The organism is Agarivorans gilvus (genome assembly GCF_001420915.1).
Taxonomy (GTDB): Bacteria; Pseudomonadota; Gammaproteobacteria; order Enterobacterales; family Celerinatantimonadaceae; genus Agarivorans; species Agarivorans gilvus.
The window spans coordinates 1814501-1827517 of record NZ_CP013021.1; the positions used below are offsets into that span (position 1 = coordinate 1814501).

The following is a 13017-nucleotide window of genomic DNA, read 5'->3' on the forward strand; positions in this document are numbered from 1 at the left end:
CCGGCTAATGCAGCAACTTCAGCACCGCGTCGAGCAATGTTTCTTACTCTCAGAGCAGTATTTTAAGCAGCCTTTTGCCCGACCGGAAATAGTCCTTTCACAACGCCTGAGTAAAGTGGCAGGCAGTGCCAACCTCAGCCAATGGCGCTTGCGCTTTAATGCTCACTTTTATGCGCAAGATTGTGAAGATTTTTTACGCCATACCGTGCCCCATGAAGTGGCGCATTTAATCTGTCATGCACTCTACGGCCGAGTTAAGCCTCACGGCAAAGAATGGCAAAGCATAATGCTTAAGGTCTTCAATTGCCCTCCACACACCACCCATCGCTATTCCCTTTCTGAGATGCCGATGAAAAGCTTTACTTATCAATGTGCCTGTCAGCAGCATCAACTTGGCATACGCCGCCATAACAAGGTGTTACAAGGAGCCCAATATTGTTGTAAGCAATGCCGTCAGCGGCTGATTTTTCAACACAATAGTTAAGGGCTTAATAGGCTACGCTCTAGGAATCTGCAGACAATAGGTTTATTCTTTGCCAGTCAAGTAGCTAGCTCTCGCAGTCTCAAAATGGAGTCGACTTTCCACCATGCGAATTCCCCGTATTTATCATTCTCAAGCTCTGTCACTGGAGCAATTAGTTGAACTTGAAGCCGATGCAGCCAACCATGTCGGTCGAGTGCTTCGAATGGAAGCAGGCCAAATGCTTGAACTGTTTAATAACGATGGTAACAACTACGCAGCCAGCATTGAGCAAGCCAATAAAAAACAAGTCACGGTAAAAATTACCGCGGTGACTAGCAACCCCAGCGAATCACCGCTGCGCATCCATCTTGGTCAAGTCATCTCACGCGGTGACCGTATGGAATTTACCATTCAAAAGTCAGTAGAACTGGGGGTGAATAAAATCACCCCGCTCACCAGTGAACGTTGTGGCGTGAAATTAAACCAAGAGCGTTTCGAGAAGAAGCGCCAACAGTGGCAAAAAATTGCGATAGCCGCCTGTGAACAATCTGGTCGCAGCGTAGTACCAGAAATCGCTCCGCTGCAGAGCTTAGAGCAATGGGCCAGTGAAAACAGCAAAGCCTTAAAGTTGAATTTACATCCAAAGGCCCCATATAGCATTAAGACCCTGCCAACACCGCAGCATGGTGTTCGGCTATTAATTGGACCCGAAGGTGGTTTGAGCGAACAAGAAATTGATTTATGTAATCAGCATCAGTTTCAAGAAACGCTGTTAGGCCCCCGCGTATTACGCACCGAAACCGCCGCATTAACGGCCATCGCCGCGTTGCAATGTCAATTTGGAGACTTAGCATAAATGAGTATAAAACTTGGTATCGTGATGGACCCCATCGCCAATATTAACATCAAAAAAGACTCGAGCTTCGCGATGTTGCTGGAAGCTCAACGACGCGGCTATGAGCTCTACTACATGGAAATGCAGGATCTGTACTTAGATGGTGGTAGAGCGGCAGCCAATATGCGCCCCTTTAGCGTACAAAACGATGCGCAAAACTGGTATCAACTCGGTGACACCGTCGACCAAAGCCTGAGTGAACTCGACGTGATACTGATGCGTAAAGATCCTCCATTTGATACCGAATTTATCTACGCCACCTATATGTTAGAGCGAGCGGAAGCAGAAGGCTGTTTAATCATCAATAAACCGCAAAGTCTGCGTGATGCTAACGAAAAATTGTTCACCGCGTGGTTCTCTGAGTTTACTCCTACCACACTGGTGAGCCGTGATATGAAGCGTTTAAAAGCTTTCCACCAGCAACATCAAGACGTGATCATGAAGCCTCTAGATGGTATGGGGGAGCCTCAATTTTCCGCTTAAAACAAGACGACCCTAACGTTGGCGTAGTCTTAGAAACCCTAAGCAAACACGGCCAAGAATACTGCATGGCGCAAAAGTTCATTCCCGAGATCGTTGCTGGCGATAAGCGCATTCTGATCGTCGACGGTGAGCCCATGCCCTACTGCTTAGCCCGTATTCCCTCACAAGGGGAAACTCGAGGTAATCTCGCCGCAGGTGGCCGCGGCGTAGCGCAGCCTCTATCCGATAGCGACTGGAAAATAGCCCGAGCTATAGGGCCAGTACTAAAAGAAAAAGGCTTAGTATTTGTAGGCTTAGACGTAATTGGTGACAAAGTTACTGAAATCAATGTGACTAGCCCCACCTGTATCAAAGAAATTGAAGCCGCTTTCGATATTTCCATTACCGGCAAATTAATGGACGCAATTGAAGCTAGACTAAAAGAAACGGCAGTTTAACGAGTAAGAAGGGTTATTTTGGACGCAATCAATACTTTGCAAAATCAGTTTTTAATCGCCATGCCAAGCTTGAACGACCCTTTCTTCAAGCGCTCGGTGGTTTATCTTTGCGAGCATAATGAAGACGGCGCCATGGGCTTGGTAATCAATGTGCCGGTCGACTTGTCTGTAGAATCCTTATTGCAACAAGTTGAGTTACACGAAAACAGCGAAATGATCCGTGAAGATCTGAACCGCCCAGTTTATCAAGGTGGTCCGGTGGCGCAGGAACGCGGTTTTGTGCTGCATTCACCGATGAAAGGTTTTAATAGTAGCCTAAAAGTGAGTGACGAATTAATGGTGACTACGTCTAAGGATGTATTAGATACCTTAGGCACCGACGCCCAACCTCACGATTACATTGTCACCTTGGGCTATGCAAGTTGGGAAGCAGGCCAGTTGGAGCAAGAAATTGCCGATAACTCTTGGCTGACCCTACCGGCTAGCACCGAGATTATCTTTGATACGCCCAGCCATAAACGCTGGGAAGCGGCAGCTAAAAGCTTAGGCATTGATATATGGCAACTATCTAGCGAAGTAGGTCACGCCTGATGGCGCGGCCTAGAGAGCGTTCTGCGCTGGCTTTCGATTTTGGCACTAAAAGCATTGGGGTAGCGATTGGCCAAGAGTTAACGGGCTGCGCCAAACCCTTAGCTGCAATTAAAGCTCAAGATGGCATACCACAATGGTCACTAATAGAAACTCTGCTACAACAATGGCAGCCCGATCTCTTAATCATCGGTTTACCACTAAACATGGACGGCAGTGAGCAAGAGCTGACCCAACGCGCAAAGAAGTTTGCCAATCGGCTACATGGCCGCTTTGGTTACCCCATAGAGATGCAAGATGAACGGCTAACTACGGTTGACGCTAAAGAGAAACTATTCGAGCTAGGCGGCTATAAGGCCCTAGAAAAAGGCGCGGTAGATAGCCTGGCAGCCGCACTGATTTTTGAAAGCTGGTGCGCAGAACAGCAGCAGTAAATAAAATACAGAAAATAAAAGGCCTCGATAAATTCGAGGCCTTTTTATATTTAGGCTGAAATCACTATTTCTGCTTAGCGCCAGACCAAATCTCGGTATCAATCTGTGATTTTAATTCAGGGTAATCATCGCTGTTAAAGGTGGGCACTTTACCCGCTTCCAGCTGACGATTGTAATCAAGCGCTAACTTAACCACCACACCAGACAGCATTAAAATAGCCGCCAGATTTACCAAGGCCATTAAACCCATCGATACATCGGCCAAATTCCAGATGATGTCGATTTTCACTACCGCTCCAAACATCACCATCGCCAGCACTAGAATACGGAAAATCCACAAACCCGCCTTATGATTATGCTCAAGGAAAATCAAGTTGGTCTCGGCATAAGAATAGTTACCCACGATGGAAGTGAAGGCAAAAAAGATAATCGCCACACCAACAAAATAACTACCCCACGCCCCTACTTGGCCGCTAAGCGCCTGTTGAGTTAGAGCAATGCCATCACCCGTTAGGTTTTCATTGTGACTAAGCAAAATAATCGCAGCGGTAGCGGTACAGATAACTACAGTATCGATGAATACCCCGAGCATCTGCACATAACCCTGTGAGGCCGGATGAGGTGGATAAGGGCTAGCCGTAGCCGCAGCATTAGGGGCACTGCCCATACCCGCTTCATTAGAAAATAGGCCCCGCTTGATACCGTTCATCATGGCGGCACCTAATGCCCCCGCACCTGCTTCTTCAAAGCCAAAAGCGGAACGGAAAATCAAGCCGAATACCTCTGGCATTTGCTGAATATTCATCAGAACTACCACAATGGCCACCAATACATAAGCCAAGGCCATAACTGGAACCACCAGCTCGGCAAAACGGGCAATACTACGGATCCCACCAAAGATAATCAGTGCAGCAGCGGCTACTAATAAAGTCCCAACGACTATCTTGTTAAAGCCAAATGCTTCATGCATCGCTGAAGCGATAGAATTCGCTTGTACCGCGTTGAATACCAAACCAAAGGCAATTATCAAACAAATGGCGAAAACAACTCCCATCCAGCGCTTACCCAAGCCCTTTTCCATATAGTAGGAAGGACCACCGCGGAAGTTACCGTCATCATCTTTTACCTTGTATAACTGTGCCAAGCTGCTTTCAGCAAAACTGGTCGCCATCCCCAACAAGGCAATCAACCACATCCAGAAGACCGCACCTGGGCCACCTAAAGTGACGGCCACCGCAACCCCGGCAAGGTTCCCCGTGCCCACTCGAGCGGCTAAGCTAGTGCATAAAGCTTGAAAAGAAGAAATACCACTCGCATCGCCTTTACGGCTCGACCTCATGACTAAAAACATGTGCCCGAAATGACGCACCTGAATAAAGCGAGTACGCAAAGTAAATACAATGCCAGTCCCTAATAATAAGTAGATCAGCAGGTTGCCCCAAAGCACGCCATTTAACCAGTTTACAATTTCGTTCATAGTGTAGTGTTGCCCTATATCTATGGTTATTCGGAAACCTAGTCTCGGTTATAATTTGGCGAGAGTTTAGGCGGCGACCAATTAGCATGCTTTGATACATAACAAATACGACATAAAAAGTTACCTATAAATAAAAAACAAGAATAAATATCCAAATCAAAATCAAAGCTAATCCATTTCTAGTGACAAAATATCGCAAAAAAATGCTCAAAACCGGGTTGTTGGTAACTTTTTTGCAACAATAGTATTTTACTTTTTGTAAACGTGTGGTACTTATTAAATTGCAACAACATACAAGGAGATAACCATGGATAGGCTGGACTTGGATACTGTTGAAACCAACAAATCTTCTCGCGGTTCTAATAAGAAACGCAAATGGCGTGAAATAGAAGCAATTAAGGACAGAATGCGCTTACAAAAGGAGCTACAGTCAATCGACCATAGCTTTGACTTGCAACCAGAATTTGAATACTAAATAAAAAAACCCGGCGCTAAGCCGGGTTTTTTAATATCTGCTAAAACAACTAGTCTTCATGTGGCTCAGAAAGCTTAATCCGCTCAGATAGCGCTTTATATTGTTCTTGTACTCGATGGCCAAACAAGGGGTCTTCATAGTTGCCGTGCTGCCAACTTTGCTCTATCGCTCGCCAATCATCCTCGGTTAAATGACGTTTTAAAGCCGGGAATACCACATCCTCTTCATAGTTGAGGTGATCCCACTGAGCCTTAATAAAGGTTTCTAACTTGTCACTAAACTGATCCAAAGGTACCACCGCATCTAACAAAATGATGTCGAGAATATCGCTAAGCTCGTCGGTCATTTCTAGCAAACGTTGATGCTGCTTCTTAAGTTGGTCGGATAAATCGTCCTCAACTACCCGATACTTAACATAGTAATCATAAATTAAATCTTCTTTCGGGTGGTGAAAGCGATCGGCATACTCTTGCATGTAGCTAATAATGTGGGCGATTAACTTATACTTCACCGCTTTCTCATTGCGAATATGAGCCAACTTCTGCTCTAAAACCTTAAGCAATTTAGCGATATTTTTATGATCTTCTTGAAGACTTTGTAACATTGCTTCTCCTTGGCTATTCAGCACTTTTTAATCAGTATAAAGGACTCAAGCTCTTACTATTATTGCGCTAGATCGTTTATTAGACATATTTACTCCAGTCCCAGTTCACACTTTTTAGCTAAGCCAACATTCTTCAGTGCAAGTCTGATCACTAAAGTATTTGCATATAAAAAACAGATGTTTGAGTGATATTTAGTAGATTTTAGTTTATTTATTATTCAAGCACAGCCCCGCGGACTAACACAAGGCCTATTATGTCACCTTGCGATTAAACAACAAAATAAACAATAAAATTCAAAAAAAACCCTTTTTTGACTAAGGTCAATTGTAGTATAGTTACACTTAGTGGCGACGATGATTCAATAAGTGGCTCAAAGCTCGCTATATTGTGTAATAAAATTACAATTTTTAGCTAATGAGGTATGTTATGACCACAGGTATACAAATTACTAAAGCAGACAACGACGCACTATTGGGTTCTTTTTGGCTTCTAGATAATGAGCAAAACCAAGCTCGCTGTCTTTGTGTTAAAGATGAGCTATATGCCGAAGATGAAGTTGTTTCTATCGATACATTAGGCCAAATTGAGTACCGTGAAGTACCACTTAAAGCTCAGCCTATCGAAGAAGGCGGCCAGCACTTAAACGTAAACGTTCTACGTCGCGAAACTTTGGAAGATGCCGTTAAGCATCCTGAAAAATACCCTCAGTTAACTATTCGTGTTTCTGGTTATGCAGTGCGCTTTAACTCGCTAACAACTGAGCAGCAACAAGACGTAATTACTCGTACTTTCACTGAATCTCTATAATCTTCAGTGCAATAAAAAAGCATGCCTTGGCATGCTTTTTTAATTTCTAAAGGCGGCTTAACGCAGCTCTCGCTCACGAATTAAACCTTCTTGAATAGTCGATGCCACCAACTTGCCTTCACGGGTAAAGAACTGACCTCGAACCAAGCCCCGCCCCTGCGATGCCGAAGGGCTATCAATCACGTACAGCAACCAATCATCGATACGAAAATCATGATGAAACCACATACTATGATCAATGGTGGCGGTTTGAATAGTGGGCTCAATGAACGAGCGCCCATGCGGCAATAAAGCAGTAGGTAAAAAATTAAAGTCTGAAGCATAGGCAAGCAAATAGCGATGCACTCGCGCATCATCTGGCATTTGCCCATTAGCCTTAAACCAAACACAACGCTTAGGCGCGGCAACTTCTGGCTGCAATGGATTAATAAACTCAACCGGGCGCATCTCTAAGGGTTTATCGCTAATAAACTTATCACGTACTGCATCTGGCAATAATTCCCGTAATTGGAAGGCATATTCTTGCTCAGACTGTAACTCTTCAGGTGGCGGAACATCAGGCATTTCATCTTGATGCTCAAAACCAGGAGCTGGTTCTTGGAACGACGCCGTCATATAAAAGATAGGCTTACCAAATTGAATAGCTTTTACTCGGCGAGTTGAAACACTTTTACCATCACGAATACTTTCTATATCGTAAACAATGCGATGATTAGTATCGCCAGGGCGAAGAAAGTAGGAGTGAAAGGAGTGCACCTGACGGTTTTCACTTACCGTTTCTTTGGCCGCGGATAAAGCCTGCCCCATCACTTGGCCACCAAATACAGCACCAAAACCTAAGTCTTGGCTGTGACCACGAAACAAGCCTTCTTCAATACGCTCTAAGCTCAGTAGCTCGAGCAGATCTTTTAATACTTTACTCATAATAACTATTTGTTTGTATGCCAATCATTCCAATATGCGTGACTTAAGCTCAAAGATCAACTTACGCTCCGCCGCCGCAGTAACAACTTAGGCGAGTGTAAAACAGCCTAAAACACGCCACGGCCAAGCTCTAAAAGCTCACCAGAAATTGCATAAAAATGATGGTATTAGAGTTAAAAATAAAACAGCGCCCAAGTGGGCGCTGTTATGAAGAAACAATCAGTGAGCATTATAAGCCCATTAATAACTCACGTAATTGAGCAAAATCAGCTGGCATCTCTTTGGATAACAAAGCCAAGTCTGCGCGGTCGGCAAGAGCTTTAGGCAGATCAATTTCGCGCCCTAAGATCTCTTCAACACTTTCTTTAAACTTAGCCGGGTGAGCAGTACATAAGAATAAACCTTGTTCGTCTTCAGCTAATTGCTCGGCTAGTTGTTGGTAGGCAATCGCACCATGAGGCTCACATAGGTAACCCTGTTTATCCAAGGCTTTTACTGCATCAGCCGTTTGCTGGTCATCCATCACCCCTTTACCTAAATCACTTAAAGGCCAGCCTTGAGTTTTGAACAACTCTTCTACGCGCGGCCAGTTATTTGGCTGACTCACATCCATCGCATTAGATAGAGTGGCCTGAGTTGGCTTAGGCTGCCACTCGCCGCTGGCAAGGTAACGAGGCACCGTATCATTAACATTAGTGGCAGCGATGAAACGTTTAATTGGCAAGCCCATCGCTTTAGCGATTAAGCCAGCAGTAAGATTACCAAAATTGCCAGAAGGCACGGCAACCACCAACTGTTGACGTTGAGCCTTAGACATTTGTGCAGCGGCTTCAAAGTAATAACACACTTGTGCCACTAAACGGCTAATGTTGATAGAGTTAGCCGAATTAAGACCAATCGCTTGTTTCAGCTCTTGATCATCAAAGGCTTGCTTAACCATGGCTTGGCAAGCATCAAAGTCAGACTCCACAGCAACGGTAGTAATATTGCCACCTAGAGTACAAAACAGTTTTTCCTGCAGTGGGCTAATTTTACCTTTAGGGTACAGCACCACTACGTTGATATTGTCCATGCCATAAAACGCATGTGCCACCGCTGCACCGGTATCGCCCGATGTAGCAGTAAGAATGGTGGTTTTATTGCCATTGGAAAATTTAGCTAAGCACTGCGCCATAAAACGCCCGCCAAAATCTTTAAAAGCTAAGGTAGGGCCATGAAATAGTTCTAAAGCACTAATCTGTTCAGTGACTTTTTCAACTGGTGCGCCAAAGGTAAAGGCTTGGCTCACCATGTCCAACAGCTCGGCTTCGGAAAGTTCATTATCCAGTAGCGCCGCCAGTAACTTGGCACTACGCGGGTGAAAATCTAGATCCAATAGCGCGTCAATGTCTTCAAACTGCGGAATGTTATCGGGAAAAAATAAGCCCTGTTGTTTACCTAAACCCTGTTTAACAGCCTGAGTAAAACTCACCTGCTCTTCGTTGTGTTTTAAATTATATAAGTTCATAGTGACTTTCCTGTTACTCTGGTGCCCTGCTCGTCAATTTTACAAACATGGCAAAATCCGTCTTCATTTTGAATAAAGTGCTGCTCTAACCAAGCTTTAGTTCGCTCGGCTTGTTCTAATACTGGGGTCACAATATAGACCGTTGGCCCAGAACCTGAAATGCCACTGGCTAAGGCGCCGCTCTGTGCCGCGTAGCTGCGCACCTGCTCAAAACCGGGAATAAGCTTAGCGCGGTATGGTTCAGCGATAACATTGTCTTTTAATAGCGCGGCAGCAAGCTCTGGCTGCTTACTATAACTAGCGTGAACAAAACCTGCCAAATTCCGTCCAAATTCTAGGGTATCTTGACGACGGTACTGAGCCGGTAATATAGAGCGAGCTTCAGCGGTAGAAATATTGATACCAGGATAAGCGACCACCCAATACCAGTCTTCGAAATGTGGAATGGCTTGGCTAGTCACATTGGCTTCTTGCAACATCAATTGCATGCCACCAAGATAACATGGCGCAACATTGTCGTAATGCACGCTACCGCTAATTTGTCCTTCTAATTCCCCCATCATCAACAGCATTTGCTGCTTGTCGAAGGGAAAATCCACAAAGGCATTCAAGCCTTCCAGCGCCGCCACCACTGAACAAGCACTGGAGCCCATACCACTGCCAATTGGCAAATTCTTCTCCAAGGTCATTAACACCTTTGGAAATACTTTAGCCTGTTGCTCAAAATACTGTTTAGCAAAATAGTGGTAGCAATCGTAGAGAATATTTTTCTTAGGATCTGCTGGCAACTTATGGGCATAGGGTCCTACCGTTTCTATGCGCAGTGCTGCGCCCTCGGCCGCGGCTTCAACCATTACTCGGTCGCCAAGTAGCTCACCACTAATGGGCGATAAGGCCGCACCTAAACAATCAAAGCCCACGCTAATATTCGCAGTAGAAGCTGGGGCATAAACAACAACGCTCATATTAAACCTCTTGAGTCCAATTCAGGGTTCGAAGTACATCGGCAAATACCCCTGCAGCGGTTACTGCTGTACCAGCACCATAGCCACGTAATACTAAAGGAATCGGCTGATAATAGCGGCTATAAAATGCCAAGGCATTTTCGCCATCTTTTACTCGGTGTAAAGGATCGTCCGCCGCCACTGCGCATAAAGACACTTTACATACACCTTGGTCAATGCTGCCCAAATAGCGCAATACCTTGCCTTCACTGGCCGCTTGTTGTTGTAGCTTAGCGAAATACTCATCTGCTTCAACGAGGCGTTGCATAAAGGCTTCGGTATCACCACTGGCATCAAAGTTAGGTGGTAGAGCCTGTTCAATTTCGATGTCATCGATACTCAACGGCAGCCCCGCTTCTCGAGCTAGAATTAGCAATTTACGCGCAACGTCCATGCCAGATAAGTCATCCCGGGGATCTGGCTCGGTAAAGCCATTTTCACGGGCGATAGTAGTGGCTTGTGAGAAGCTCATGCCTTCATCTAACTTGCCAAAAATAAACGACAGTGAACCCGACAATATGCCGTTGAAACGCTCTAACTTATCACCCGCTTTCAGCAAGTTTTGTAGGTTTTCGATTACCGGCAAGCCTGCACCAACGTTAGTGTCGTAAAGGAATTTTCGACGCATCGCCAAGGCGGTTTTACGTAACTGTTGGTAGTATTCCATGCTAGAGGTATTGGCTTTTTTATTGGCAGTCACCACATGGAAGCCTTTGGCTAAAAACTCTGCATACTTGGCAGCAATATCATCGTTACTGGTACAGTCAACAATCACCGGGTTAATAAGATGGTTTTGATCCACCAAATCCCCTACGTTGCTCAAACTAAATCCGCCATTCTCAGCGCTATCTTGTAGTCGCTGCTGCCAACCGTCTAAGTCTAAACCTTTTGGATCCAGCAATAACTTACGGCTGTTTGCTACACCACATACCCGAATACCAATTTGTTGCTCTTTAAGGTGTTTTTGTTGGGCATGTATTTGCTCTAATAAGGCGCCACCGACACCGCCAATACCAATCAGGAACAAATCAATGTAGTGCATGCTGTCGAAGAAGTTTTGATGGCAAGCCCGGATCGCTTCATTCACTTTCTCTTGTGATACCACCGCTGAAATTGAACGCTCTGAAGAGCCCTGAGCGATGGCCACAATATTGATGGCCACTTCAGCTAGCGAGGTAAAGAAACGTGCCGCAACGCCCTTACTACGACGCATGCCATCACCCACCAGCGAGATAATCGCCAATTGGTTAATCGCCTCGATTGGCTCCAATAATTGGTTAGCCAGCTCTAGCTCAAACTCTTCATTTAAAGCCTCTAACGCGCGTACGGCATCAATACTATGAATACAAAAACTGATGCTGTATTCACAGCTAGATTGAGTAATCAGTGCCACAGAGATCTGGCGACGAGAAATACTCTCAAAGATACGCCCCGCCATTCCCACCATGCCCTTCATACCAGGCCCTGACACAGTAAGCATGGTCAATTCTGATAAGCTAGATAAGGCTTTAACGGGTAAATCATCTTGCGCCACACTTTGCTCACCAATTAAGGTACCTTCCCCTTGAGGATTGAAGGTATTTTTGATCAAGCAAGGAATATGATATTGGGCAATTGGCGCGATAGTTTTTGGGTGTAGTACCTTGGCACCAAAATAACTCAGTTCCATGGCTTCAGAATAACTCAAGCTGCGCAGCAATCTGGCGTCTTCTACAATTCGAGGGTCACAGTTGTATACACCATCAACGTCTGTCCATATCTCACAACATTCAGCATCTAAACAAGCCGCTAATACCGCAGCGCTGTAATCTGAACCATTGCGTCCTAAGACGACAGTTTCACCCTGCTCATTACCAGCCGTAAAGCCAGGCATTAAATAGATCACACCTTGCTGAATAGTGGCTCGATTTAAGCGCTGTTTACTGGCCTGAATATCGACCACCGCTTCTAAATAACCACCGGAACTGGCCACTAGCTTTTGTTGCGGCACAATAATTTCAGAATTTTGTCCGCGAGCCGCTAGCAACAAACTCATACTGTGAATACTGAGCTTTTCACCTGTGGAAAGGACTCGAGCACGAATATTGTCGGGGCATTGTCGCAGCAACGCCACCCCTTTAAGTAGCTGACGCAACTCGCCTAGCTCTTGATGCACCATCAACTGCATTTGCTCGATGGCAAAGTCTGAATATTGATTTTTCAGCTGGCTAAGCAACTGCTGGAAGGTTGTATCAATACGCTGAAGTTCTTCTTCGCCATCGTTTCCGTGGCTCACCTTGTCAACCACCGCAACTAAGTCGTTGGTAACACCAGCAGGCGCTGAAAGCACGACCGCCATTTGCGACTGATGCTGATTGCTCAACACGATATCAGCCGCGCGATTAAAACGCTCAGCATCCGCTAGCGATGATCCACCAAATTTTAAAACTCGCATTGTTCCTCCCAAAAAAAAACCCGTATCGAGTGTGATACGGGCTTTCTTCGATGTAGCGTACAACTACAACCAGCCCGACCCGCATGTGGTGGTGCGGGTAATCGTTCCGGTAATGGTGTAAGCAATACGTACTAACATCGTTATAAAATAAATTCCTGTTTATGCTCATACCATAACCAGCTGACATTGATAGTCAAGCTTTATTTGTATACAGCAACTGAGGAAAACCAAGGATAAAAGCAAATAAGCGGCTAAAAGCCCATTTTTAAACAACTATCCTAAGCATATTCGGCCATATATGAAGACTATGTTTGAGTAATGGGTGATCTTTTGAACACTATCAATTCACTAACAGCACGACTCACAACAGCAAACCATTGCCAGAAACGAATCCTTCACAATAAGCAAAATTTTGTAACAATTAGATTTGAACAGGTGTTTAAATCCTGCCATAGTGAATAAAAAAACAACAACAAGATAAGCC

Annotated in this window: 12 protein-coding genes and 1 pseudogene; 7 read left to right on the plus strand and 6 right to left on the minus strand. The window is 45.1% G+C overall.

Features of this window, described 5'->3' with window-relative positions:
* The first annotated feature begins 7 nt into the window (after positions 1-7).
* The 5 genes and pseudogenes from AR383_RS08465 to ruvX all read left to right on the plus strand — a co-directional run bounded on the left by AR383_RS08465 (position 8) and on the right by ruvX (position 3300).
* Positions 8-484, plus strand: a complete 477-nt coding sequence (locus AR383_RS08465; protein WP_055732735.1) for a SprT family zinc-dependent metalloprotease — start codon at positions 8-10, stop codon at positions 482-484.
* Positions 485-587: 103 nt separating this feature from the next.
* Positions 588-1319 (plus strand): 16S rRNA (uracil(1498)-N(3))-methyltransferase, encoded by a 732-nt coding sequence (gene rsmE / locus AR383_RS08470; protein ID WP_055732736.1) that lies wholly within the window; start codon positions 588-590, stop codon positions 1317-1319.
* Positions 1320-2278, plus strand: a pseudogene (gene gshB / locus AR383_RS08475) (glutathione synthase). It begins immediately after the preceding gene.
* Between the two features lie 27 nt (positions 2279-2305).
* On the plus strand, positions 2306-2869 hold the full coding sequence (locus AR383_RS08480; RefSeq protein ID WP_055734997.1) for a YqgE/AlgH family protein: 564 nt from the start codon (positions 2306-2308) through the stop codon (positions 2867-2869).
* Positions 2869-3300, plus strand: a complete 432-nt coding sequence (gene ruvX, locus AR383_RS08485; RefSeq protein WP_055732737.1) for a Holliday junction resolvase RuvX — start codon at positions 2869-2871, stop codon at positions 3298-3300. Before AR383_RS08480 ends, ruvX begins: the two co-directional genes overlap by 1 nt.
* Positions 3301-3364: 64 nt before the next feature.
* Here ruvX and AR383_RS08490 read toward each other — a convergent pair whose 3' ends face one another.
* Positions 3365-4777 carry an alanine/glycine:cation symporter family protein gene (locus tag AR383_RS08490; RefSeq protein ID WP_055732738.1) on the minus strand — a complete coding sequence of 471 codons (1413 nt, stop codon included), beginning with the start codon at positions 4775-4777 and terminating at the stop codon, positions 3365-3367.
* A gap of 307 nt (positions 4778-5084) precedes the next feature.
* Here AR383_RS08490 and AR383_RS21250 point away from each other — a divergent pair, with 307 nt between their 5' ends.
* On the plus strand, positions 5085-5252 hold the full coding sequence (locus AR383_RS21250; RefSeq protein WP_083481553.1) for a DUF3545 family protein: 168 nt from the start codon (positions 5085-5087) through the stop codon (positions 5250-5252).
* Between the two features lie 49 nt (positions 5253-5301).
* Here the strand turns inward: AR383_RS21250 and AR383_RS08495 are convergent, their stop codons facing one another.
* Complete coding sequence (locus AR383_RS08495) at positions 5302-5856, minus strand: hemerythrin domain-containing protein (protein WP_055732739.1); 555 nt, start codon at positions 5854-5856, stop codon at positions 5302-5304.
* Between the two features lie 427 nt (positions 5857-6283).
* On the opposite strand from AR383_RS08495, the gene grcA reads away from it, so the two are divergent.
* Positions 6284-6664: an autonomous glycyl radical cofactor GrcA gene (gene grcA, locus AR383_RS08500; RefSeq protein ID WP_055732740.1), complete on the plus strand. Its 381-nt coding sequence runs from the start codon at positions 6284-6286 to the stop codon at positions 6662-6664.
* Between the two features lie 57 nt (positions 6665-6721).
* Here grcA and tesB read toward each other — a convergent pair whose 3' ends face one another.
* From tesB to thrA, 4 genes are all read right to left on the minus strand, one after another.
* Positions 6722-7588, minus strand: coding sequence for an acyl-CoA thioesterase II (tesB, locus tag AR383_RS08505; RefSeq protein WP_055732741.1), 867 nt, complete (start codon positions 7586-7588; stop codon positions 6722-6724).
* 229 nt (positions 7589-7817) lie between these two features.
* Positions 7818-9095 carry a threonine synthase gene (thrC, locus tag AR383_RS08510; protein ID WP_055732742.1) on the minus strand — a complete coding sequence of 426 codons (1278 nt, stop codon included), beginning with the start codon at positions 9093-9095 and terminating at the stop codon, positions 7818-7820.
* Entirely contained in the window at positions 9092-10060 is a 969-nt protein-coding gene (gene thrB / locus AR383_RS08515) for a homoserine kinase (RefSeq protein ID WP_055732743.1), read from the minus strand. Before thrB ends, thrC begins: the two co-directional genes overlap by 4 nt.
* Position 10061: 1 nt before the next feature.
* On the minus strand, positions 10062-12533 hold the full coding sequence (thrA, locus tag AR383_RS08520; RefSeq protein ID WP_055732744.1) for a bifunctional aspartate kinase/homoserine dehydrogenase I: 2472 nt from the start codon (positions 12531-12533) through the stop codon (positions 10062-10064).
* Positions 12534-13017 lie beyond the last annotated feature (484 nt).